Annotated in this window: 19 protein-coding genes; 15 read left to right on the forward strand and 4 right to left on the reverse strand. The window is 38.7% G+C overall.

Annotation, left to right across the window (positions count from 1 at the left end; all coding sequences use genetic code 11):
* Positions 1 to 16: 16 nt before the first annotated feature.
* Together SB679_RS17050 and kduI are read right to left on the reverse strand one after the other, a co-directional pair.
* Positions 17 to 799, reverse strand: a complete 783-nt coding sequence (locus tag SB679_RS17050) for a gluconate 5-dehydrogenase (protein ID WP_410703476.1) — start codon at positions 797 to 799, stop codon at positions 17 to 19.
* An 8-nt stretch (positions 800 to 807) separates the two neighbouring features.
* Positions 808 to 1,644, reverse strand: a complete 837-nt coding sequence (gene kduI / locus SB679_RS17055) for a 5-dehydro-4-deoxy-D-glucuronate isomerase (RefSeq protein ID WP_410703477.1) — start codon at positions 1,642 to 1,644, stop codon at positions 808 to 810.
* A gap of 888 nt (positions 1,645 to 2,532) precedes the next feature.
* Between kduI and SB679_RS17060 the strand changes: the two genes are divergently transcribed.
* The 14 genes from SB679_RS17060 to SB679_RS17125 all read left to right on the forward strand — a co-directional run bounded on the left by SB679_RS17060 (position 2,533) and on the right by SB679_RS17125 (position 21,072).
* On the forward strand, positions 2,533 to 5,547 hold the full coding sequence (locus tag SB679_RS17060) for a SusC/RagA family TonB-linked outer membrane protein (protein WP_410703478.1): 3,015 nt from the start codon (positions 2,533 to 2,535) through the stop codon (positions 5,545 to 5,547).
* A gap of 13 nt (positions 5,548 to 5,560) precedes the next feature.
* Positions 5,561 to 7,375: a RagB/SusD family nutrient uptake outer membrane protein gene (locus SB679_RS17065; RefSeq protein WP_410703479.1), complete on the forward strand. Its 1,815-nt coding sequence runs from the start codon at positions 5,561 to 5,563 to the stop codon at positions 7,373 to 7,375.
* Between the two features lie 83 nt (positions 7,376 to 7,458).
* Positions 7,459 to 8,472: a pectinesterase family protein gene (locus SB679_RS17070; protein WP_410703480.1), complete on the forward strand. Its 1,014-nt coding sequence runs from the start codon at positions 7,459 to 7,461 to the stop codon at positions 8,470 to 8,472.
* Between the two features lie 31 nt (positions 8,473 to 8,503).
* Positions 8,504 to 9,919: a pectate lyase gene (locus SB679_RS17075; protein WP_410703482.1), complete on the forward strand. Its 1,416-nt coding sequence runs from the start codon at positions 8,504 to 8,506 to the stop codon at positions 9,917 to 9,919.
* A 45-nt stretch (positions 9,920 to 9,964) separates the two neighbouring features.
* Positions 9,965 to 10,975: a DUF4861 family protein gene (locus SB679_RS17080; RefSeq protein ID WP_410703483.1), complete on the forward strand. Its 1,011-nt coding sequence runs from the start codon at positions 9,965 to 9,967 to the stop codon at positions 10,973 to 10,975.
* An 11-nt stretch (positions 10,976 to 10,986) separates the two neighbouring features.
* Positions 10,987 to 12,240: a glycoside hydrolase family 105 protein gene (locus SB679_RS17085; protein WP_410703485.1), complete on the forward strand. Its 1,254-nt coding sequence runs from the start codon at positions 10,987 to 10,989 to the stop codon at positions 12,238 to 12,240.
* A gap of 15 nt (positions 12,241 to 12,255) precedes the next feature.
* Entirely contained in the window at positions 12,256 to 13,902 is a 1,647-nt protein-coding gene (locus tag SB679_RS17090) for a glycoside hydrolase 43 family protein (protein ID WP_410703486.1), read from the forward strand.
* 187 nt (positions 13,903 to 14,089) lie between these two features.
* On the forward strand, positions 14,090 to 14,935 hold the full coding sequence (locus SB679_RS17095) for a rhamnogalacturonan acetylesterase (RefSeq protein ID WP_410703488.1): 846 nt from the start codon (positions 14,090 to 14,092) through the stop codon (positions 14,933 to 14,935).
* 3 nt (positions 14,936 to 14,938) lie between these two features.
* Complete coding sequence (locus SB679_RS17100; RefSeq protein WP_410703489.1) at positions 14,939 to 16,603, forward strand: glycoside hydrolase family 28 protein; 1,665 nt, start codon at positions 14,939 to 14,941, stop codon at positions 16,601 to 16,603.
* A 15-nt stretch (positions 16,604 to 16,618) separates the two neighbouring features.
* Positions 16,619 to 17,524: an alpha/beta hydrolase gene (locus tag SB679_RS17105; RefSeq protein ID WP_410703490.1), complete on the forward strand. Its 906-nt coding sequence runs from the start codon at positions 16,619 to 16,621 to the stop codon at positions 17,522 to 17,524.
* A 63-nt stretch (positions 17,525 to 17,587) separates the two neighbouring features.
* Complete coding sequence (locus SB679_RS17110; protein ID WP_410703491.1) at positions 17,588 to 18,556, forward strand: pectinesterase family protein; 969 nt, start codon at positions 17,588 to 17,590, stop codon at positions 18,554 to 18,556.
* Between the two features lie 30 nt (positions 18,557 to 18,586).
* Positions 18,587 to 19,327, forward strand: coding sequence for a rhamnogalacturonan acetylesterase (locus SB679_RS17115; RefSeq protein WP_410703492.1), 741 nt, complete (start codon positions 18,587 to 18,589; stop codon positions 19,325 to 19,327).
* Positions 19,328 to 19,395: 68 nt separating this feature from the next.
* Positions 19,396 to 19,737 carry a cupin domain-containing protein gene (locus tag SB679_RS17120; RefSeq protein WP_410703493.1) on the forward strand — a complete coding sequence of 114 codons (342 nt, stop codon included), beginning with the start codon at positions 19,396 to 19,398 and terminating at the stop codon, positions 19,735 to 19,737.
* 219 nt (positions 19,738 to 19,956) lie between these two features.
* Complete coding sequence (locus SB679_RS17125) at positions 19,957 to 21,072, forward strand: pectate lyase (RefSeq protein WP_410703494.1); 1,116 nt, start codon at positions 19,957 to 19,959, stop codon at positions 21,070 to 21,072.
* Positions 21,073 to 21,212: 140 nt separating this feature from the next.
* On the opposite strand, the gene pelA is transcribed toward SB679_RS17125, so the two are convergent.
* Positions 21,213 to 22,232: a pectate lyase gene (pelA, locus tag SB679_RS17130; RefSeq protein WP_410703495.1), complete on the reverse strand. Its 1,020-nt coding sequence runs from the start codon at positions 22,230 to 22,232 to the stop codon at positions 21,213 to 21,215.
* 11 nt (positions 22,233 to 22,243) lie between these two features.
* Positions 22,244 to 23,431, reverse strand: a complete 1,188-nt coding sequence (locus SB679_RS17135) for a DUF4861 family protein (RefSeq protein ID WP_410703497.1) — start codon at positions 23,429 to 23,431, stop codon at positions 22,244 to 22,246.
* 867 nt (positions 23,432 to 24,298) lie between these two features.
* On the opposite strand from SB679_RS17135, the gene SB679_RS17140 reads away from it, so the two are divergent.
* Positions 24,299 to 26,455, forward strand: coding sequence for an outer membrane beta-barrel protein (locus SB679_RS17140; RefSeq protein ID WP_410703498.1), 2,157 nt, complete (start codon positions 24,299 to 24,301; stop codon positions 26,453 to 26,455).
* Positions 26,456 to 26,464 lie beyond the last annotated feature (9 nt).

Below are 26,464 nucleotides of genomic sequence, written 5' to 3' on the forward strand. Positions count from 1 at the left end.
TAGTTTAATTCTTTTGTTACTCATTAGCAGGTTTCCCGATCGTTGCCAGAATACCGCCGTCCACATAAATAATCTGTCCGTTAATAAACCTGCTTGCATCGGAGGCTAAGAAAATCGCGGTTCCTGCAAGATCTTCGGGATTTCCCCATCTTCCTTCCGGGGTTCTGCTGATGATAAAATCGTTGAATGGATGTCCATCCACCCTGATTGGTTCTGTTTGGGAAGTCGCAAAATATCCGGGACCGATTCCGTTCACCTGAATATTATGTTTAGCCCATTCTGTTGCCAGATTTTTCGTAAGCATTTTTAGTCCGCCTTTTGCAGAAGCATACGCGACTACATTATCCCTGCCCAGCTCACTCATCATCGAACAGATATTAATAATCTTCCCTGATCTTCTTTTGATCATGTGTTTGCCGACTAATTTCGACATGATAAAAGGACCGGTAAGATCTACATCGATTACTTTTCTAAAGTCTTCTATTTCCATCTCAATCGCCGGAACCCGTTTGATGATTCCCGCATTGTTGACCAGGATGTCTATTTTTCCATGAGTGGCTTCCATCAGGGCTACTTTCTGGGCTGCTTCAAGTTCATCCGTTACATCAAAAAGATAGCCTGTGGCTTTATATCCTTTTTCATGATAATAGTCTAATGCCTGATCCAGCTTAGACGGAGTGGTACTTGTAATAGCCAGTTCAGCACCCGCGGCAGCCAGGCCTTCAGCCATAGCCATTCCCAATCCATGAGTTCCGCCGGTTACAACGGCTATTTTACCGGATAAATCAAATAAATTCATGAGAAAAATTACTTTAGTTCGTTAGTTTTGATACCATCCATATCACCGTAGTCCATATTTTCTCCGGCCATTCCCCAGATAAAAGTATAATTAGAGGTTCCTACTCCTGAGTGAATTGACCATTCCGGAGAGAGAACGGCTTCTCTGTTTTTCAGGAAAATATGACGGGTTTCCTGTGGCTGCCCTAAAAAGTGGCTGATCGTCTGTCCTTCTTCAAGATCAAAATAGAAATAGGCTTCCATCCTTCTCGTGTGGGTATGTGCCGGCATGGTGTTCCAGACACTTCCTGGATGCAGTTCTGTCATCCCCATCTGCAGCTGGCAGGTTTCCAGTACACTATTCACAATCAGTTTGTTTATGGTACGCCTGTTGGCATATCTCTCTTCGCCCAGTTCTACAATTTCGGCTTCACTTTTAGTGATCTTCTTTGTAGGATACGCATGATGTGCCGGAGCAGAATTGATATAAAAATAAGGCTGTTCTTCCCCTGTTTTTTCAAATGTCACTTCCTGTGCTCCTTTTCCTATATACAAAGCTTCTTTATTTCCAAGCTCATATACTTCGCCATCTACGGTCACTTTACCTGCACCACCAACATTGATAATTCCCAATTCCCTGCGCTCAAGAAAATATGCTGCTTTAAGATCATCTGTAGGTTCCAGTTTCAAAGCTGTTGATGAGGGCATAATACCGCCTACAATAAGCCTGTCATACATAGAATACACGAGTTTAATCTTATCTTCATTAAATAGATCATCGATTAGAAACTCCCTCCTAAGATCTTCAGTGGTGTATTTTTTGGCATCTTCGGGATGATGGGCGTATCGAAATTCTGATGGTGTCATACTCTGGCTTTTATACTTTTACTTTTGATGGTTTGTCAAAACCGTTAAACATTGTGTAATCGATTGCATTAAATTACACTAAAAAATGTTAGAAATACTTGTGGATAAATATATAATTATTATTTAATTGGTTAACAAAAAATTAATTTTTATTTTTAAAACACTGATTATCAATTAAATAAATTTAAAATTTAATTCATAAACAGAAAATTTTGTGATCCGTTCCCTACATTTCTTTTCCCTGAAAATGATACTGAGCGGTGTGTTTTAAAATAAAATCATGCCAAAATAAAAGTTAAGCATGAGATAAGATATCGATAATAATAACTTAATTTATACATATATATGATACCTATTGATATTAATTGTTATCATTTAAAAAATATGAATCAAAATTGAGGAAGAAAAAGATGATAAAAATCAGGAAATCTCTCAAAATTTAATTCTCAGTGATCAATTTGGGGATTTTTTAACACTTAAATCCTGTAGTTTTTTAAGAAAATTTTAAGTTTTAAAATCCTAAACATTAAAAAAATCAGTATTTTCTATATTTCAGTTAATAATAAAATTACAACAATTAACTAATTGATTTTCTTTAATTTAATTAACATTAACTAACGATTGTTTTGTCAGTTTTAATAATTTAAACACACAAATTAATGAAAAAATAATATTTTTTTCTTTGCGTATTGGAAAATAATATTAGTTTAGGAGCCAAGATATTTTATCATGAAAATTTACGCAATCGATTGCACAACAAAAAAGCGTAGCTATTTCAAAAATATTGACCACTAATTAAAGAATAGAATACTTACAAAAAATCCACAAAAAACAAAAGAGATTGAAAAGAAGATTTCAACCCATAATTAAAACTATAAGGATATCATAATGGATAAAAGAGTACAATCAATAAAGTGGTTATATGTAACGGTCTTTCTACTTCCTGTCCTTGGTATGGCTCAAGAAAAGAATAAAGAAAAAGAATCCAAGATCGACGAAGTGGTTTTGGTAGGCTATTCTAAAGTTTCTAAAGCTGATCTCACCAATGCAGTAGGTTCTGTAAAGGCCGAAGCAATGAAAGACATGCCTGTAAACAATGCAGCAGAAGCAATCCAGGGAAGAGTAGCCGGCGTACAAGTTATGGCGAGTGAAGGTGCACCCGGAGCTGAAGTAGATATCAAGATAAGGGGTGGTACTTCTATCACTCAGAGCAACTCCCCTCTTTATATTGTAGACGGAATCCAGATGGATAACGCTCTTTCTATCCTTTCTCCCAAAGAAATTGAATCTATTGAAGTACTGAAAGATGCTTCTTCCACTTCCATCTATGGAGCAAGAGGAGCTAATGGTGTAGTGCTGATCACTACAAAAGGAGGCCGGAAAAAAGCTTCCACTTCCATCACGTACAGCGGATATACCGGGGTAAGAAAAATTACCAATACCATTCCTGTTCTGGATCCTTATGAGTTTGTGATGTATCAGTATGAACTATACAACAAAAATGGTGTTTTAGAGGATCAGACTGCTTTTCAGACGCGGTACGGAAGTTTCAGCGAACTGGCTGATAAATACGGGAATATCAAGAAAAGAGACTGGCAGAAAGAACTTTTCGGTCAGGAGGCTTTTAACTTTACCCATAATGTCAACATCATGGGAGGATCTGAAAAGTCAGCATTCTCTTTGTCCTTAAACCATGTTGAAGAAGATGGGATCATGCTGAATTCGGGTTTCAGAAGAAGTATGGCCAACTTCAAGTACGATTATGATGTCAGCAAAAAATTAAAAGTAGGATTCAACGCAAGATACAGCCGCCAGCTGATTGACGGTGCAGGAACTTCTGCAAGCGGTTCACAAGGGACCAACCGATTGAGAAATGCGGTACGATATCAACCTTTTGAAGGGGGAAGTAACGTTCCTGTGGATGATTTCGATCCAAACTACGCTACTCTTACCAACCTTGTCAATCCATTAATCTTAAATGATAATGAGATCAGACAAAACAGAACGAATGATTTATTATTAAATGCATACCTGAACTATAACATCACGAAAGATTTAACTTTCAGAAGTGTGGTAGGATATGTACAGAAAGATAATGCAGTCAACCAATTCTGGGGAACGGTAACCAGCGATGCCAGGGCCAATAACAATCAGCCGATTGTGCAATTGACAAGACAACAGACGAGAAGAATTACCAACAGTAATACTTTAAATTATAATAAAAAATTCGGAAATCATAAGCTGGACTTAATGATCGGGCAGGAAACGGTACAAACGGATGGAGAGTCTTCCAACACCTATGTAAAATGGCTTCCTTCTTCTATCCTTCCGAACGAGGCATTTGCAAGCATACAGTCTGCGGTACCTCCTACAGGAATGATTCAGGATGCCCCAAGAACTTTAGCATTGCCACCGGACAGACTGGTTTCTTTCTTTGGAAGAGCCAATTATGTTTTTGCGAATAAATACGTCATAACAGCTTCTATACGACAAGACGGGTCTAATGTATTTGGTAAGGAAAACAGATATGGAACCTTCCCGGCGTTTTCATTAGCATGGAAAATGAAACAGGAAAACTTTCTTAAAGATAAGGAATGGCTGGATGAACTTAAACTTCGTTTCGGATATGGTTTAGCTGGAAACAACAGAATTACTGCTTATTTACATGACACGTTCTTTACTACTTCTACGGATTACGGATATACTTTCGGGAGCGGGGTAACTCCGGGAGCGACTACCGGAAATATTGCTGAAAACCCACGTGTAAAATGGGAAGCTACAGTTTCTAAAAATGTAGGGATCGATTTCGGATTCTTCAATGGAAGGTTATATGGTAGTGTAGATGCGTATATCACCGATACAAAAGATCTTTTGGTATTGGCTAAAATTCCTCAGACTTCCGGATACGAAACACAGTTTCAGAATACAGGAAAAACTCAAAATAAAGGAATTGAGGTAACATTGGGAGGAATTATCTTTAACAGAGAAAACTTCTCGTGGAAAGCAGATTTCAATATTTCTGCCAACAGAAATAAAATTATGAGTCTGGGTGGAAATCTGGCCGCCAATTCAAATTCTTACCTGGTTGCTTCTGGATGGGTGAATAATCTTTATGACTTTATTGCTAAAGTAGGAAGCCCGGTAGGAACGTATTACGGATATGTAACGGAAGGAAGATATGAGATCGGTGATTTTGACTTTAATCCAACCACGCAAGCTTACACTCTGAAGTCCGGAGTTCCGAGCAGCAGCGCGGTAGCTTTAGGATCAAAAGCAGTACAACCGGGAGATCTGAAATTGAAAGACCTCAACGGTGACGGGCAAATCACCGCAGCGGATCAGACGGAACTGGGAAGTGCACAACCGAAATTCTATGGTGGATTCAGCCAGACGTTCCGATTAAAGAACTGGGATATGAGTTTATTCTTCAATTTCTCGGTAGGCAGCAAAGTGTATAATGCAAACAAATCTGAGTTTACCACTCAATATTTATACCGAGATAATAACATGTCTGCGGATGTTGCCAACCGTTGGAAATGGTTTGACAATAACGGGGTAAAAGTTACAGATCCTACCGCATTAGCTGCATTAAATGCCAACACCACCATGTGGACTCCTCCATCAGGAAATTATATCCTTCATTCTTATGCGATTGAAGACGGATCTTTCCTTAGACTGAACAACATCACCTTAGGATATACACTTCCTAAAGGTGCATTGGAAAATGCATTTATTAAGAACTTAAGAATATACGCTACGGTAAACAATGTATTTACCATTACGGGATATTCCGGTTATGATCCGGAAGCAAGTACCCGAAGAAATCCATTGACTCCGGGAGTAGACTATGCTGCTTATCCAAGAAGCAGATTTATTTTGACAGGTATTGATATAACCTTTTAATGAAACAATGAAAATGAAAAAATCGATAATTATTGTAAGCTGCATCATTTCGTCATTAACATTTACTTCTTGTAATGACTTTTTAGAACCCGAAAATCTTTCGAGTGTATCTGAAGCGCAGCAATTCGACAGTACCGCAGATACTTTCACCGCTTTGGTAGGGGTTTACAGCCAGCTTGCCGGCGATGATGGCTATGGACAGAGACTTTCTCTGATTTTCCCACATTCTTCAGATGATTTTAGGACTTCAGGAGATTTTAACTGTAACGACAGAAGAGGAATCGCCACTTTCGGTTCCTGTACTACGAATACGGAGCTTAATAAACCGTTTTTAAAATTATATTCAGGTATTGAAAGAGCAAATCTCTGCATTAAAAATATCCCAATATCACCGGTATACCAGACAGGTTCTGCAGATGATAAAAAATTAATGGATCGTTTTATGGGTGAAGCTTTAACATTAAGAGCGCAGTTCTATTATGAGCTGATCAGAAACTGGGGTGATATTCCTTTCCAGGAAATCCCATCTGCCGATATGGAAACGTTATACCTTGCTAAAACAGACCGCGATGTTATCTATGAAAAAATTCTTGCTGATCTTGAAAAGGCTGCTACACTAGTTCCATGGAGATCGGAAGGCGGCACTACGGCTGCACGATTGTCTAAAGGTGCTGTAAAAGGTCTTAGAGCAAGAATCGCTTTGGCCAGAGCAGGATATTCATTGAGAAGAAACCCGCAGCTTATGGTGCAGGGAACTAATCCTCAAAAATATTACCAGATCGCTTACGACGAGTGTAAAGACATCATGAACCATCCGGGAGAACACAGCCTGAACCCAAGCTACGAAAATGTTTTCAGAGCACTGCATACCAATACCCAGGATGCAACCAATGAAGTTATTTTTGCGGTTGGAGCTTTCGGAGGAAATGCTAGAACAGACAGTAAAATAGGATATTATAACGGATTGAAGCATGACGATAATTCTTCATGGAAAGGCGGCGGCGGAATCAATGCGTTACCTATTTATTTCTATGAATTCAGTAAATATGACCTGAGAAGAGACATGAATGTAGGAATTTTTAAAGTGAATAATACGAACCAGGCAGAATTGGTAACTGCTATTTCATTTACAGATTCCAAGTTCAGAAAATCATGGACGAATATCACAGGGCCTTCTCAAAATCTTGCGGTAGACTGGCCTATGATCCGTGTTTCCGATGTTATGCTGATGTTTGCAGAAGCTGATAACGAACTGAACGGATCTCCTTCAGCAGAAGCTGTAAATGCATTAAAACTGGTAAGAAACAGAGCCTATACAGGAAACTTAGGTCAGGTAGGAACGATTCCTACGGACAAAGTAGGATTTTTCAATGCTATCGTTAAAGAAAGATTATTGGAATTGGGAGCAGAAGGCATCAGAAAATATGACCTCATCCGCTGGAATTTACTGAACACCAAAATTCTAGAGAGCAGACAGAAAATGACTGATTTTATGAACGGAACGGGAGCCTATGCCAACGCACCTCTGAATCTGTATTATAAAAAATCGGTTTATGATCCTTCCAAAACAGCACAACAGAATATCAGCGCCATTGATATTTATTATCCGGGAACTGATAAAACAGAAGTATTCTACAATCCTTCGCAGGATGCAACGCCGGCAGGATATACGAAAATTGCATGGAGAACTTCGGTACTTCCAACGTACATCAGCGATCCTGTAAAAGGTTTTGCGCAATATTTCCAGCCTAACAAAAGAGAACTATTGCCGATCTACAGCGACATCATTCAGTCTAACTATAATCTTACCCAGGATTACGGTTACTAGAGATACAGTACATTCATATGAGTAGATCATACAGACTTGCTTCTTCCCGGGATAAGTCTGTATGGTACTCAAAAATCAAAGTCATGAAAACTTCTATTGTTACTAAAAAATTCATTCTTTTTCCTGTTTTCATTCTGTTTGTGGTAAGCCTTCTTTCTTTCAAAACTAAGGATACAACCATCGTGGTTTCGAAAGACGGAAAAGGCAACTTTATGACCATACAACAGGCTGTTGATGCTGTTGAAAATGGAACCGCAGCAAGGACAAGAATTATTATAAAAACCGGAGTTTATAACGAAAAAATTACAGTTTCTGAAACAAAAGGAGCCATCCTGATGGAAGGTGAAAATCCTGAAAACACGATGATCACCTATGACGATTATGCATCAAAAAAGAATGCTGACGGTAAAGAAATCGGGACCACAGGTTCTGCTACTGTTTTCATTTTTTCGAATGATTTTACGGCAAGAAATATTTCATTTAAAAACAGCTCGGGAAAAGTAGGCCAGGCAGTAGCCGTTCTTACAGCGGGTGACCGGATTGCCTTTGAAAACTGCAGATTTCTTGGATTTCAGGATACTTTATATCTAAAAGGAGCTCAAGACCTTCAGGATAAAACAAAACCTTCCAGAAATTATTTCAGTAACTGCTACATCGAAGGAACAACAGATTATATTTTCGGAGCGGGAACTGCCGTTTTTGAAAACTGTACTATTTATTCAAAAGAAAGTGCTTCTTACGTTACAGCTGCTTCTACTCCACAGGATAATGCTTTTGGATTTGTTTTTATTCAATGTAAAATAATGGGAAATGCTGCTGAACATTCAGTATATCTGGGAAGACCCTGGAGACCTTTTGCCAAGACCGTATACATCAACTGTGAAATGAATTCAACCATAAAACCTGAAGGCTGGCACAACTGGAATAAACCGGATGCTGAAAAGACAATTTTATATGCTGAATACAATTCCAAAGGCGCTGGTGCCCCTATTTCAAAAAGGGTTTCGTGGTCTCACCAACTGACTCCATCTGAAAGAAAAAACTATACAACAACTAACATTTTAAAAGGCTGGAACGTAAAAAAGAGTTTAAAATAAACCAACATTCAATCCTAAAGAATTTTCAATCATGAGAAGACCGTTCACCCAATTACTGACGATAGGAATTATATGTGGTGTTTCTGCTTTGGCAGAGGCGCAAAATGTTCTGAGTTTCCCCGGAGCAGAAGGCTTTGGGCATTATACGACAGGGGGAAGGGGCGGAAAAGTGTATTTCGTAACCAAAACAGCAGATGACAGCTCGGAAGGTACGCTGAGGTATGCTTTGGATCAGAAAGGTCCTAGATATATTGTTTTTACAACAGGCGGTACCATCTATCTTCAATCTCCGCTAAGAATAAAAGAAGGTAATGTAACAATTGCCGGACAAACCGCGCCGGGGGATGGAATCACCGTTGCCAACTACGAAACTTTTGTCGCTGCAGACAATGTCATCATCCGTTATATGAGATTCCGGATGGGTGATCAGAAAAAATATGAAGGGGATGCTTTAGGGGCAAGATTCATTAAAAATCTGATGGTAGATCATTGCTCGATGAGCTGGTCTACTGACGAGACGGTTTCCATTTATGTAAATGAAAATACAACGCTTCAATGGTGTGTGATTGCAGAAAGTCTGAGAAATTCTTTCCATCAAAAAGGAGCCCATGGCTATGGCGGAATTGCCGGAGGAAAATTCGCGTCTTTTCATCACAATATCTATGCTCATCACGACAGCAGAAACCCTAGACTGGGAGAATATGCAGGCAGTAAGTTTGCGTTGACGGATCTTACGGATTTCAGAAATAATGTAATGTATAACTGGGGACATAACAGTCTCTACGGAGGCGAAGGCATGAATGTCAATATCATCAATAATTACTATAAACCCGGTCCTGCCACCACAACCAGACAAAGGATTGTTGCCATCGATAAAAATGAAAAACCACAGGCAGAGGTCTATAACATCTGGGGGAAATATTATATCAGCGGAAATGTGATGGAAGGAAATCCCGAAGTAACGAAAGACAACTGGACAGAAGGGGTTTTCAGCCAGATGAAAGCTTCTTATAACCTTACACAGGCTGAGAAAAATTCAATTAAAATCAATCAGCCTCATGATGTTCACAACAATATAAAAACCCATTCTGCCAAAGAAGCTTACGAAAAGATATTGCAGTTTGGGGGAGCGAGTCTTACCAGGGATGCCGTTGATCTTCATGTGCTGAAAGATATCCGAAGCGGAAGTTTCACTTATAAAGGTTCGAAAGGCAGCACCAATGGAATCATCGATTCCCAGAATGATGTCGGAGGATTTCCAATGTTAGCTCCAGGTAAATCTCCTGTAGATTCAGACCACGACGGAATTCCTGACGAATGGGAAATTAACAATGCATTAAACCCAAATGTTGCCAATGCCAACGGAAGAGATTTAGATAAAAACTACGACAATATTGAAGTCTATATGAATGATATTGTAAAAAAAATAACGGAAGGACAACGCTAATAACCATGAAAACTCCTTATTAACCAGTTATCCAATAAAAATAGTATGTCAGAAAAATTGAAATTCAACATCTTTACCATAGTTCTTGTCGGAGCTTTTATGAGCTCAACGGTTTCTTTTGCCCAAACCGGCGTTATTGAAAAGATCCGTAAAAATCCAAAAGCCCCTTTCTCCTATGCTGAACTTAGCGTAAAGGATGGTGGAAAATGGGAAGGAGATCAATATGTGGGCGGAACCTTCAAAAACATTCAGGAATTAACACTTCCGGAAGCACATACTGATCATTCAACCTACATCAGATATGAAGGAATCGGGCTGGAGAATAACCAGATCGGCTACAGACTCTATCTGGATTGGAGAAATGCTACCGATATTTTCGGTAAAAAAGTAAACACACTCGTTCTTCCCGATGTCGGACAAGATGGTTTTGAATCCTATCATCATGATGCCCCATGGGGACAGGATGTGTTAAAATCCGGTCGTACGATTGGCGTAGGATCTTACGGAAGATACGATGAACAGAACGACTATGTGGAAACTTTTAAAATCGTAAAAAGCACTACCGCAAAAGTAACCAATGAAAAAGACAGGTCTTTTGCCACCATCGATTATAAAGGCTGGAAAACCTGGGGTAATGCAGTAGACCTTCAATCAAAACTTACTATTTTTCCGAAAGACCGTTTTGTAAAAGTAGATCTTTCCTTAAGCAATACGCTGTCCGGATTGTGTACAGGCCTTGTAGCCATTAAAAATATTCCTTTAAAACAGGGAATCAGTAAAGATAAAAAATGGGCATACATCGCTACCTACGGAAATCAGACGGAAACCAAAAAAGATGACAACCTGGGAATGGCTGTCTTCTACCCTCTCGAAAATTTCGATAAATATGTGAAAACAAAATCCACCCATACTGTCATCTTCAAGAAAACTAAAAATGTTTCTTATTATTTCATGGGAGCATGGTCGCTGGAACCCAACGGTCTTACTACCGAAGAAGCTTTTTACCAGGATCTGGATAAAAAACTGGATCTATTAGATAAAAATAATCAACTTTAAAGTTTAAAACTATGAACTTTATCAACCGTACCATTACAGTTTACGCATTCACCGCTTTATGTTCGGGACTCTTTTTATCCTGTGCACAAAAGCCTCTGCAAACTGCTTCCAAAGAAGTAAAAACCCATGTAAACGGGGAAATTTCTTCAACATTACCATGGTCTCAAAGAATGCTTCTTTCTGAAATTAAACGTTTTCCAGAAGCATGGATGCTTGATTACAATAAAACCCCAAAATGGAGCTATCCGACCGCTATTGTTTTGGAAGGTGCAGAAAAATTATACGACAAAACAGGCAACCAGGAATATTATAAGTACATCACCCAATTTGGTGATACGATGGTTAAAGAAGATGGAACCATTCTTTCTTATGATGCTTCAAAGTATAATATCGACATGCTAAACTGTGGAAATGTCCTTCTTTACCTCTATGAAAAGGAAAAGAAAGAAAAATACCTGAAAGCATTACAAACGCTTCGTTCCCAAATTGATGGACAGCCGAGAACTTCGGAAGGAGGATTCTGGCACAAAAAAATCTATCCCAATCAAATGTGGCTGGACGGTCTTTATATGGGTGAACCGTTTTATGCCCATTATACCCACGATTTTTCAAAAGGAGCTGAGGCTGAAAAAGCCTACAACGATATTATCAATCAATTTGATCTCATTCAAAAACATCTTTTAGACAAAAAAACAGGATTATTGTATCATGCCTGGGATGAAAGTAAAGAACAGGCGTGGGCAGATAAGCAAACAGGACTTTCTCCCAATTTCTGGAGCAGAGCCATGGGCTGGTACGGAATGGCCATGGTAGATGTCCTGGATTATTTACCCAAAAATCATCCCGGAAGAGCCCAACTGATCTCTTATTTAAAATCCTATACCGATGCAGTTATTAAAGTTCAGGACCAAAAAACAGGACTTTGGTATCAGGTGTTGGATAAAGGCAATGAGAAAGGAAACTATCTGGAAGCTACAGGATCCTCTATGTTTGTGTATACGATAATAAAATCGGTGAATAAAGGTTATCTTCCAGCATCGTATAAAACCTATGCTAAAAAAGGCTACCACGGAATCATCAACAATTTAATTACAGTGGATGAAAACGGGGTGATAAGTCTAAATAAATGTTGCGCCGTAGCAGGTTTAGGCGGAACACCCTACAGAAGCGGTTCCTATGAATATTATGTAAATGAAGAAATACGCTCCAATGATCCAAAAGGAACGGGACCTTTCATCTTAGCAAGTTTAGAATTCGAAAAATAAATGAAAATGATCTTTATGAAGAAAAGAAAAAACTCACTGAATGCGTTAGCTCTTATGGTACTTTCAACCACAGCAAGTTTCTTTAGTGCACAGGAAAAACCATATGTTTCTGAAGTCTGGACTGCTGATCAGGGGAAAAATTACAGAAATCCGATTTTATATGCAGATTATTCCGACCCGGACGTTACCCGTGTGGGAAATGATTATTATATGACCGCTTCCAGTTTCAATGAAGCTCCGGGACTTCCTATTCTTCATTCAAAAGATATGGTCAACTGGAAATTGGTGAATTATGCCCTTCCCGATGTGCTTCCCAATGAAAACTTCAGTACTCCCAAAAGAGGAGACGGTGTCTGGGCACCCAGTATTCGATTTCATAAAGGTGAATTCTACATCTACTGGGGCGATCCCGATTACGGAATTTATATGGTGAAAACCAAAGATCCGCTGGGAGCCTGGGAAAAGCCTGTTCTGGTGATGGAAGGAAAAGGCTTAATCGATTCTTGTCCGTTTTGGGACGATGACGGCAAAGCTTATTTAGTGCATGGCTGGGCAGGAAGCCGTGCCGGAGTGAAAAGTTTATTATCCATTAATACAATGAATCCCGAAGGAACCAAAGTTCTGGATAAAGGAGTTCATGTTTTTGACGGCCACGATGCTCATCCCACGGTTGAAGGACCGAAACTTTATAAAAGAAACGGGTATTATTACATTTTTGCTCCTGCCGGCGGTGTTGCTACAGGATGGCAGCTGGTCTTAAGATCAAAAAATATCTATGGCCCTTACGAAGAGAAAACTGTTCTGGAGCAGGGTTCTACAAAAATCAACGGACCTCATCAGGGAGCTTGGGTAGATACACCCTCAGGAGAAGACTGGTTTTATCATTTTCAGGATGTAGATACGTACGGAAGAATCGTTCATCTGCAGCCGATGAAATGGGAAAAAGACTGGCCTGTAATGGGGATCGACAACAATAAAAACGGCATCGGAGAACCGGTTTTAACCTATAAAAAGCCTGATGCAGGCCAATCCTACCCTATCGTCACTCCACCGGAAACGGACGAATTTGACGGTAAAGAATTAGGTCTTCAATGGCAATGGAGTGCCAATCCGAATATCGTATGGTCTTCAAAACTTCCGGGACAAGAGTTTTTGAGATTGTTTTCCATGAAAGTTCCGGAAGGTGAAAAAAATCTTTGGAACGTTCCCAACTTACTCACTCAAAAATTTCCGGGTCCTAATTTTACAGCGTCTACAAAGGTTAAATTAACCCCCGAAGATGCCAAAGAAGGGAAAACAGCAGGACTTTTGGTGATGGGATTAGATCATGAATCAATAGTCATTACCAATAAGCCTGACGGATACTATCTTCAGTTACGAAGAGCCGAAAAAGCAGATAAAGGCGGTGAAGAAAAAGTCCTGTTTGAAACAAAACTGAAAGGAAATGAAGTGTATTTAAAAGTGAATGTCAGCGAACCCAACGGCCTTTGCCAATTCAGCTACAGTGAAAACGGAAAAAGCTTTACCAAAGCAGGAGATATTTTCCAGGCAAAACCGGGGAAATGGATCGGAGCAAAGGTTGGTTTATACAGCGTAAGCACAGCAAAAGCGCCCCGCGGAGGATATGCTGATTTCGACTGGTTCAGAATCACAAAAAAATAAAACGATGCCTGGTAAAACGCAAGCTTTTTTGTCACGCAGATCACACAGATTGAGCAGATAACTGTGTAAACAATAGTGAAATTATAGTACATTAAAATCTACATTATCCGCTTAATCTGCGAGAGTATTTCATCATACATCAGCTTGGTAAACCTCTCTAAATATAATTAAAAATTGACTTCTAGTCATGGAAAAAAAAACTTATAAAATCCTTTCATTTGTATTCAGCTCCCTGTTGCTTTCTGCATGCCAGTCACAGAATAGTGCTCAAAAGGCAAAGGCAAAACAGCATAAAAATATCACCCATATTTATCTTATCGGGGATTCCACAATGGCTGATTACACCGGGGATTATGAACCGGGAAAAGATTACATGAAAGTCCGGTATCCGATTACAGGTTGGGGGCAGGTTTTTCAACCGTTTTTTGTAAAAGACAGCCTCGCAGCTTTACGGCCTGGGATTAAGACAGATTCCGTAATCGTAAACGACAGAGCGCATGGCGGAAGAAGCACCAGAACATTTTTTCAGGAAGGAAGATGGAGGTATGTATATGAGCATCTTGAACCTAATGATTATGTCATCATGCAGTTTGGCCACAATGACGGATCGGAAAAGCATCCGGATCGGTATATCAATATTCAGGGTTACAAAGAGTTTTTAAGGCTTTTCGTATCTCAAACCAGAGAGAAAGGCGCAAATCCTGTTATCGTTACTCCGGTGGCCAGAAACTATCCATGGAAAGACGGAAAGCTTCAGAATGTACATGGCGACTACTGGCAGGCCGCTTTGGATATCGCAAAAGAAATGAATGTTCCTTACATCGATTTAAATAAGTTGTCTATGGAGTATTTTACCCAAAAAGGACAGGAATATGTTACCAGTCATTACTTTATGAATCTTCCTTCCGGAACGTATGAAGCCTATCCGGAAGGTCAGAAAGACAATACTCATTTTCAGCCGGAAGGAGCACAAGTTGTCGCTTCTCTGGTATATAAAGAATTTAAAAATAGTACTACAACCTATAAAAAGTAAATCATGAAGAAGTCTTTTAAAATGATCGGTTTTGCGGCAGCCATGCTGTTCTCGGGACAGATCCAGGCTCAGAATATGGACATTTATAAAAATGTTGAGTTTAAAATGCCTCAGGTTACAGAAACCTCTTTTCCGGCTGCTACCGTCAATATTACCCAATATGGAGGGATTGCAGGGGGAAAAGTAAAAAATACAGAAGCTTTTAAAAAAGCAATTGATGACCTCAGCAAAAAAGGGGGCGGTAAACTGATCGTGCCGAGAGGAATGTGGCTAACAGGCCCTATCGTATTAAAAAGCAACATCAATCTTCATGTGGAAGAAGGAGCTTTCATCATTTTCAGTAAAGATAAAAATGATTATCCTCTGGTAGACGTAAGTTTTGAAGGATTGAATACCATCCGCTGCCAGTCGCCGATCTCCGCAAAAAATGTAAAAAATATCGCCATCACCGGAAAAGGTGTAATTGATGGAAGCGGTGACGCCTGGAGAGCCGTTAAAAAAGGAAAATTAGCCGAATCCGAATGGAAACAGATCGTTGCTTCAGGCGGTATTTTATCTTCTGACGGCAAAACCTGGTATCCTTCTGAAAGCTATAAAAAAGGATTTGAAAGCAGTTCAAGCTTCAACGTTCCTGATAAAATTTCAAAAGATGAACTAACAACGGTGAAAGATTTTCTTCGCCCGGTCATGGTAAGTTTGGTGGGATGTGACCAGGTCTTATTAGACGGTCCTACTTTCCAGAATTCTCCGGCGTGGAACCTGCATCCTTTGATGTGTACCAACGTTATTTTAAGAAATCTTACCGTTAGAAATCCCTGGTTCTCTCAAAACGGTGATGGTATAGACCTTGAATCCTGTAAAAATGTACTGATTTATGACAACACTTTTGATGTAGGAGATGATGCCATCTGCATCAAGTCAGGAAAGAATGAAGACGGCAGAAAAAGAGCAATGCCCACTGAAAATGTCATCATTAAAAATAATGTAGTCTATCACGGTCACGGAGGTTTTGTCGTAGGAAGCGAAATGTCAGGTGGAGCGAGAAATATTCAGGTTTCCGACTGTACTTTTATCGGAACGGATATCGGTCTCCGTTTTAAAACTACGCGTGGAAGAGGCGGTATCGTTGAAAATATTTACATTAAAAATATTGATATGATTAACATTCCCACTCAGACCATCGGATTCAATATGTTTTACGAAGGAAGTTCTCCGGTACTGGAAGACGGGCAGAAACAGGAAGGAAATAAAGCTCCGGAAAAAGTATATCCGGTGACCGAAGAAACTCCGATCTTCAGAAATATTTATTTCAAGAATATCAATGCTGTCAATTCTTACGAAGCCATTACCCTCAACGGTCTGGCAGAAATGAATCTTAAAAACATCGTGATTGAAGATTCTAAATTTGACACGAAAAAAGCACTGACCATTACCGATGCGGACGGAATTATTCTGAAAAATGTTACTCTTGCTTATGCTGAAGGAACTGGAGCCATTGTATATAACAGTAAAAATATCGACTTATCTACTGTTACGTTTGAATCTCAAAAACCATCCGTAAAAATTTTAGGGGCAAAAACAGGTTCTGTGAAATTGCCTAAAAACATTATCAATACCAAAAACTCATTGACAATCTCCAATGAAGTCTCTAAAAATGCAGTTCAATAAAAATTCGATAAGCGAATGATTATTAGCAAACTTACTTATATTTCTATTTCATTAGTAGGGATCTTAGCATTCGGTCAGCATACCCGACCGAATGCTTCCCCCTACACCAATGAAGGAACTTACGAAAAATTAAAAAAGAAATATCCTTTTATTACCCCGCTGGAACGCCCTGTTCCGAGCAATATCGGGATTGATAAAGAGGTGGAATATGCCAATATCAACGGTATTTCTTTAAAAGCAGATGTCTATTATCCTTTAGATCATACCCAAAAATACCCAGGAATCTCCTTGGTTCACGGCGGCGGTTGGATCTCAGGAGGTAAGGAAAATGAAAAATTCATGGCTCAGGAACTGGCTTCAAGAGGATATGTTTCAATAGCTGTAGGATATCGGCTTGCCGATGCCGCCAAATATCCCGGAGGTGTTGAAGATATAGAACAAGCTATCAGATGGCTTAAGAAAAATCGTAAAAAATATTCTTTAGATCAGAAGAAAATAGCCGTACTGGGAGAATCTGCAGGTGCTCAAATGGCCACTTTGGTTGGAGTACGATCAAAAAACAACATCAGTGCTATCGTGAATATAGATGGGATTGTTTCCTTTATCCATCCAGAAGCGGAAGAAAGTACCTATGCTTCATACTGGCTGGACGGAGACCGGAATGTCAACCTAAAAAAATGGACCGAAGCTTCCCCTTTGGAATATGTAAATAAAAATACACCTCCTACCCTGTTTATCAACAGTCCTCAGCCCCGGTTTCACGCAGGAAGTGATGATATGATGAAAAAACTGAAAAACTTCAACATTCCTACAGAATATCATGAGATAAAAGACACCCCTCATTCTTTCTGGAGCGCTGAACCCTGGTTTACGGAAACGTTGAACTACACTGTCGATTTTTTAAATAAAATTCTTAAATGATCTGAACATTTTTCTTTGCGTTTACAATAGCCTTCCCCAATACTATCACATTGAAATAAGCATATGAAAAAATTATTGTTAATGGTATTCATTTCCCTGGCTCAATGGCTGCTGGCAGGAAACTCTCCCTACATAAAAATCACGGTTGCCAAAGATGGAAGCGGAGATTTCACCTCAATTCAGAAAGCAATTAATTCAGTAAGAGATCTAGGTCCTTCAGAAGCACTGATCATCATCAAAGCCGGAACCTATCACGAGAAAATTATAATTCCTTCTTCAAAGCATAAGATCACGTTACAGGGTGAAAATAAAAATACGACCATCATTACCAATAATGACTATTCGGGAAAACCTGATGCTTTTAACGAAAAAATGACCACCTTCAATTCTTATACGCTCTTGGTGATGGCTGATGATATTAAAATCAGTGACCTTACCATTCAAAACAGTTCCTGCAATGAAGGACAAGCCGTTTCTCTTCACGTGGAGGGCGATCGTTTCAGTAGTAGAAATTGCAATATTCTGGGTTGTCAGGATACCGTGTACGCGGCAACCAATCACAGCCGGCAGTATTTTGAAAACTGCTATATCGAAGGAACCACCGACTTTATTTTTGGACAGGCAACTGCTGTTTTTAAGAATTGTATCATCAAAAGTTTCGCGGATTCTTATATCACCGCTGCCGCAACAGAAGCTGACAGGAAATACGGCTTTGTTTTTCTCAACTGCACTTTAACGGCTAAAGAAGGTATTACGAAAGTATATCTCGGAAGACCCTGGCGTCCCTACGCTAAAACAGTTTTCATCCGTACTGAAATGGGAAAACATATTCTTCCCGAAGGCTGGAATCCCTGGAAAGGCGACAACATGTTCCCGGATAAAGAAAAAACCGCTTACTATGCAGAATTTGGAAGTAAAGGCGATGGCGGAAACACTCTCAAACGCGCAAGCTGGTCCCATCAACTGACGAAAAAAGACTTGAAAAATTACACCTTAGAAAAAATACTGGACGGCTGGAATCCTGCCAATTAACCGACAACTTTTACCCTTACATCAGAAAAAATGAATAAAAAATACTTGCTCTTCTTCAGTGTACTACTATCTGTATTCACATTTTCACAACAGAAACCCACGTTGTTCTTAATCGGCGATTCTACCGTGGCCAATAAGGAAAATCCGGATAAAAACCCCGAACATGGCTGGGGACAGATGCTTCCGTTATTATTGACAACAGGAATTGAGATTCAGAATCATGCAACCAACGGAAGAAGCTCTAAAAGTTTCAGAACCGAAGGAAGATGGGATAAAGTAAAGAAACAGCTTACAAAAGGAGATTTTGTGATCATCCAATTTGGTCATAATGATCAGAAAGTTAATGATTCGGTACGTTTCACCAATCCTTACACCCAATACAGAGCCAATCTTGAAAGATACGTTCAGGAAACCAGAGAAAAAGGAGCTATTCCTATTCTCATGACCTCTATTGTCAGAAGAAATTTTAATGAAAATGGTGTTTTGGTAGATACCCATAAAGAATATCCGTTAGTAGTAAGAATGGTTGCTCAGGACCTCAAAGTACCATTGGTGGATCTGCAGCTGCTGACTGAACAATTAGAAATTTCTTATGGCCCTGAGAATTCCAAGAGGTTGCATCTCCACTATAAAAAAGGAGAAAACGCTTATTATCCTGACGGAAAAGATGACGATACCCATTTATCAAAATTAGGCTCTGAATCCATTGCTAAACTGGCGGCAAATGCTTTGAAACCATTGAAAACAGGATTAGAGAAATATATCAAGTAATGTTGTTTAACACAATATTCTTTGCGCCTTTGCGATTCACTAAAAACATCAGTTAAAAAATAAGAAAAATGCAGTTTAAAAAAGAACCCTTCTTTGATGGTAATTCTGAATGGGAAGACCTTGGAGACGGGGTATCCCGTCAATTTGTAGGATACAACTCCCAGGTGATGATGGTCATTGTGAAATTTGAAAAAGGTGCCGTTGGAACTTTACATCAGCATTTTCATTCGCAGATCACGTATGTAGCTTCCGGAACATTTGAAGTAACGGTAGATAACGAAGTGAAAATCCTGCAGAAAGGGGATGGATTTTTCGCACAACCTAATATTTTCCATGGGGTAAAATGTCTTGAAGAAGGACAGCTGGTGGATGCTTTCACACCTTTTAGAGAGGATTTTATCGCGCTTTAAAATAAAGATTGGTGAAAAATAATTTATCAAAGTCCGTTAAACAGATTATATTTCCCGTACTTCCAAATCATACCACGATTACCATCCGGTGATCGTGTTTTTTATATTCTTCTCATCCTCCCAAATCTGCGTAAAATCCTATTGTTATAGACAAAACCACAACTATGTTGTTTAGATTTAAATGTTTTTACAACATTAATCATATAAAATTATTACACTATGAAACTCAATTTTAAAGCGATCCTGTTAACGGTAGCTCTAAGTTCAGCTTTTGCCTTAACCGGCTGCGGTCAGGAGGATATCAAAAGCGAATTAACAGAAAATCCCAATGCCATTAATTTCAGCAATTCATTAGAAACCAATGCCATTGTTCCTCTTGCCGGTTGCATTGCTCCGGGATGGGCTTCTCAAAATGGTGGTACAACAGGAGGTGGTACTGCCGCAGAAACTACCGTTACCACGTATGCGCAGCTTAAAGCAGCAATTGAAAACACCGCAGTAAAAGTGGTTAAGGTAACAGGAACCATCACCATTACAACCCGTCTGTCTCTTCAGGACCAAACCGGTAAAACCATTTACGGGACCAGCGGTGCCAAACTGGTTTCTACAGATCAGACAAAAGACGGATCGGGAATTATCAATATTAAAAGGTGTGAAAACATCATCATCAGAAACCTCATCTTTGAAGGACCGGGAGCGTACGACACAGATGGCTGGGACAATGCCATTTTAGATGACTGCAGAAATGTATGGATCGATCATTGTGAATTCAGAGACGGCGTAGACGGAAATTTTGACATTAAAAATAAATCTGATTTTGTGACGGTTTCCTATACTAAATTCCATTACCTGAAAGCACCAAAAGCAGGCGGTTCAGGAGGAACGGATGACCACAGGTTTTCCAATCTTATCGGATCAAGTGATGGCGCAACAGCAGATGCAGGAAAACTTAATGTAACTTTCGTACGATGCTGGTGGGCTCCGGGATGCAGGGAAAGAATGCCAAGGGTAAGATTTGGTAAAATCCATATCATCAACAGCTATTTCAACAGTACTGTAAGCAATAAATGTATTGCGGCAGGAGTACAGGCCAATATTCTTGTTGACAGAAATGTTTTTGAAAATGTAAAAGAACCGATCAACCTTATGAGTGGCTATACTGCGGTAACAGCAACAGGAAATACGTTTACCAATGTTACCGGAAATACAGCAGGAAGCGGTACTGCATTTACCCCGCCTTATTCAATCGGAGCACTATCTGTTTCTTCTGTAAAAGCAGATGTTACAGCAAATGCCGGAGCTACCTTAACCGGAAATATCTGTACTGCATTTTAAAATAAAGGAATTTAAATACACAAGGATAAAAAAAGACTGAGAAGTAGTTCTCAGTCTTTTTTATAATGTGAATATCTTGTTTTAATCTCCTGAAAATTAAGCAGAATCCAATTTTAAATGATACAAAATCTCCTCTGCAACTATTGAGAAATATTGTTTTTCTGCAGCCATTTCGGGTATTCTTTGTCAATCAGTTTCTGAGGAGCGTCTCCGAACCAGCTGTAGCCGTTTCTTCTTTCTTCAGACACTTCGTTATAATTATATTTTACGCTTCCATCACGGTCTCCAAACAAAGGTTTATTGGTACTGATATCATAAAATCTTGCCCAGATCACGGAATTTTTATCTTCTGCTAAAATTCTTACGGTTTTCCCGTTCTGCTTTCCTACATTATAACTATACCCTTCTATATCATTCTGCTGAAACCATTGAATGGCAGACTGTACCGATTTTTCAATTTCCGGGGTTATAGGCTGCATCATCAGAAACCGCACAATATTGACAGATTCTCCTGTTGCCAGCGAAATTGGTTCAAAAGCTCTTGCTTTATCGGGCTGCAATGTTATTTCGTTGTACTGGTCTGCCCAGATCGAAGGCTTGCCATTCTGAAGGACCTGTGTTTTTAAAATACAAAGAATTCCTTTTTGTACTGCCGCTTTTGCCTTTTCTTTTAATTTCGGATCTACCGGATCAAAATCATTTTTACTTTCGGCTGTATTGTAAAGCACGGTAAGGGCATTGATCATTGCATTATCATTGTAGGTAATCTGCTTTCTGTATAATCCGGCGTTAGGATAATACTGTGGAAAACCTCCGTTGTTATACTGCATCAGCAAAAGATAACTTATTCCCTTTTCTGCGGCTTTCAGGTAGTCGGGATTTCTTGTGGTCTGATAAGCTTTTATTAATCCGTTGATCTCCCGGGAAGTTGCATTGTTATCAATGGTGGCATGATCATCACCGGTTGCTTTTATTTTTTTTAAAAGGGATTTATCTACGGGAAGATTGTAGTTAACGACAGATTTATCGTCAAGTTGTTTTCCCCAACCTCCATTAGGAAGCTGGTACAATACCATTTTCTCTGCCAGCGTATCTTTTACCTGAGCGGACAAATTGATGGAAACTACCGTAAAAACCGCTGTGTAGATTGTTAATTTCATTGTTTTAGACATTATTTAATCTTAATAAGTAAAGGAGCTGAGATACTCTGAGATTGTTTCTGCAGGATATTTTCCCAGTCCTGTTTGGTTTTGATCTGGCCATTTTTCTGCCACGCAAATCCTGCATAATACACTAATTTTTGCTTTGGTTTTGTGACTACCAATAAATTACTCTGGTCGGCCACTTCAGATTTTCTGGCCCAGGCTTTTTCCACAATAGCAGGGTCTACTACAATCCCTTCTCCGACGAAGGCATCATCAATTTTTTCCCAGTGAAGATACCATCCACTTTTATCGTTTAATAGAGTCTCGCCTTCGTTGTTATGCAAAGTGATTCCAATGGTATAATTGGGTACTTTTTTTTCTGCGGTAAAATTGGATTCAAACTTAGAGAAATTAGAAGCGATATCTAATGAAATACGTTTGGTTTCTGTTACTCCGTATTCACTCCAAGGATGGTAAGTGAGTTCAAAAACAGTACGCAACGGACCTTCTGCAATCGTTTTGGAGGTTACAAAGTTTTGGGAAACCTGCAGGCTGTCTTTGGACCAGATGCCGATCCCTCCTGTACCGCGGCTGTTTCCTACATGGTAAGGATCGTACCCCTCACCTCTTGTATCTTTATGATAAAACATCGGATCGGTAAGATATCCTTTGTACCATTTGTTGATGATCGGTTTTTCTGTTCTTTTCAACCAGATATCCACTCCACTGGAAAGCGTACTGCTTTTAATTCCCCGCAGTGCTTCCTGCTGGCCTTTCGGACCATACACTCTGAAGGCGATTTTATCATTTTCCCAGGCATAATCATCTACTCTTTCCGGAACCAATCGTGAGTATGTCGTTACAGGACTTTCAGGAACCGGAGTTTTTCCATCTGCAATTATAGTATAGATGTTTGTTTTCTTTTCTTCAACAGCAGCAAGGAAAAGAAGTTCGTCGCTTTTTCCATCACCATCGTAATCGATCCACTGGATTGTGAGGAAGTTATTTTGTTCGTCCTTAATCCTCAGATCTCCTTCTTTATTGCTGTTTAAAAATGATTTCAATTGTGATACACGAACGGAAACCACTTCATTCCTGACAAAATCCAATGTATTTTTTACCTGAATGTAACTCTGTGCTTTCATCTTACTGACTCCAAAAATGCAATCGATTGCACAAATAAATCCAAGTAAGGAAATTTTATGATTCAACATATTATATTGTTTTCTCAAATGTAAAAAATATTTTGTTTACACTTCAAAAAATCCTCATCAATGATAAGGATTTAGTCTGAATTTATGGAATTATTATAAAAAACGACAGTTACCTATTCTCTTACTCGCTCCAAGGAGAATACAGAATACAGAATGCAGCTGCAAAAGTTTTTCCGTTCAGAATTAGGAATCGTACATGCACATACATCTGCTTTTATATTTTCGCAAGTGGTTGCTGTTCATATTTCATCAACCCATAAAAAAACCTCTAACATGGTGTTAAAGGTTTCTTTCATCAATTATTTTTTCATCATTTTATCTTTATATGTTTTTCCGTTAATCTCATAGGTTATAAAATACATTCCGGTTTACCAATTATTTAAAGTTTTTTCATATCAGTATATTTTCATTCTATTAAAGTTACAAACTTTTGCATATAAAATAATAAAAACACGTAATAAATAATAAATACACTTAATAATGAATAAAAAATTAAATTAATCACAATGAAACACATGATGAATACTGCTTTTCCCCTGTTAAGGTGTTAATTATAAAATTTATGGAGAAAGATGAAAAACCCCAAATTATATCCCAACAACCATAAATTATTAAATAAAACGGTAATGATATTCTCTCAATAAGTAAATTTTACATGTGTTGCTTTTTTATTTTATTTATATATTTTTCATTTCAGAAATCACAAAACCCAACAGTAAAAACAATGAAATGATTTATTGGTTATGAATATTAAAATCACACAACACTTGTTAATGCCTGTATTTCAGTACTTATTTCAATATTTCCTCATTTTCGGTGTAACATACCGCCTATGATAAGTGTCTTATAAGAGAAAACTAAAACTTCGTGAAAATAATTATATCCACCATCGCTTTATTAATGGCCTCTTTAACATTTGCTCAGGCAGAAAAAGATACCATTGTTAAACAGAAAGAAATAGAAGCCGTGACGCTCGTTGCCAGAAAGGCGACGGTAGAATCTAAAGCCGACAGAACCGTTTTTAATGTAGCCAACAGTTCTATTCTGGCAGGAAATACGACCTGGGATGTATTAAGAATGACTCCTTTGGTAAGTATTGATAATAATGACGCCATAAAAGCGGAAGGCGAATCTGTTACAGTATATATTAATGACAGAAAATCTGTGTTTACAGGGAAGGAATTAAAAGAATACCTTGCTACTATTCCTGCTGATAACTTAATGAAAATTGAGGTGATTACCAGCCCGTCTTCACGTTATGAAAGTGCCGGATCTGTGATCAATATCGTTCTTAAAAAAAGGGATGATGAAGGTATGAAAGGCAGCGTAACCTTCAACAATAGACAGAATACGAAAAACTCTCAGTACACCAACCTCAACCTGAATTACCACAAGAAAAAATTCACACAGACTTTAATCGGAAGTTACAGTAATAATACGCATGTAGAAAAAAACTACAATACCTACACGCTATACAAAGACAATGATGTTAAATATATTAATAGCGAAACCACAGATAAGGGTCAGAGTCCTTCTCTATCTTCTACTTCGGAATTCGCTTTGAATGATAAAAATACAATCGGGCTTATTCTGGAATATTATCAAAGCAAACGATCTTCTTTTTCCGATGCAGAAAATATGCATTATATGAATGATGAATTTCAGGATTCTTATATTCAAAACCAGAATTCATCAGGGCTTAACCGGATGTTGGGAACCAACCTATTTTATAAGTATTACGATAAGGAAAAAAACAGAATCTTAGACATCAATCTGGGCACCAATTATGAGTCACAGTCAGATAATAACGATATTATCAAATACGTAAGCACTTCACCTATTCCCAGAGAAACAGGAATTATCAGCCTTAACCAAACCCGTAATTATTATCTGAAAGTAGATTACACTCAACCTTTGGGTAAGGGCGGTACACTGGAAGCTGGTGGAAAAATAGATTTTAATAATAATGTGGTGCCTTATGACCTGTATGGAAACAGCCTGGAGCTTCCGGAGAACAGTGATCTTCGAAGAAATGATAACTTCAGGTATCAGGATAATATTAGTTCCATTTATCTGAATTACAGCAAGACTTTTTTCAAAAAGCTTGAAACAAGATTCGGAATCAGGTATGAGAATACTCACTTCAAATTGCAACAGGACGTCGCAGATACCCACAGAAAAGAGTCTTATGGCAATTTTCTTCCTAATATTTTGCTGAAATATTCTTTTTCGGACAAGTATGATTTAAGCCTTACTTATAACCGGAATATCTGGCGCCCATGGTACACAGAATTCAATCCTTTCCTTATCCCTAATAATGAAGGAATTTATTCCCGGGGAAATATGGATCTTGATCCTAACCCAAGTGACAGAATCGTCATGAAATTCGGAATCCTGAAAAAGTATTTCATTTCTGCAAGGTATATGTTTACCAACCAGGATTACTGGACGACTTATACCGTTGAAAATAATAAAACAATCACTTATCCGGGTAATTTCACTGGAAAAGTTGAAAAATATTACCTCTATGCCAATACCAACCAGACTTTCCTAAAGAATAAGCTGAGTGTGAATGTGGGTCTTGGATGGTACTATAACGACAACAGTGATTTTAATGCAAAAAATAAACTGGATAGCGCCAAAGATTACATCAGCTATCTGAGTGGTTCTACGAATATCTCTTATACCAATCTTTTTAACAAGAATATCAATGTGAGTGCATGGGTTGAAATTTCAAACCAAAATAACGGGAATTCTTATGCCAACAAGGCCAATGTTTTCCACAATATTTCTGTTACCAAATTATTTCCTAAAACACAAATGGAAGCCAGCTTACAGCTCATGAATATTTTCAAAAGGCCTAATTATGATGCCACGACCTTCAGTGAAACAGGAACGGTACGAAATTCATCAAAATGGGACTGGTATGGAGTTTCTCTTTCATTCGTAAAACGTTTCGGAAACCAGAAAGTAAAAGACAACACCAAAACCGATCTTGAAAAGAATGGCGGCGGCGGAAAATAAAAAAACCTT

The organism is Chryseobacterium sp. SIMBA_029 (assembly GCF_046535275.1).
Lineage (GTDB): Bacteria > Bacteroidota > Bacteroidia > Flavobacteriales > Weeksellaceae > Chryseobacterium.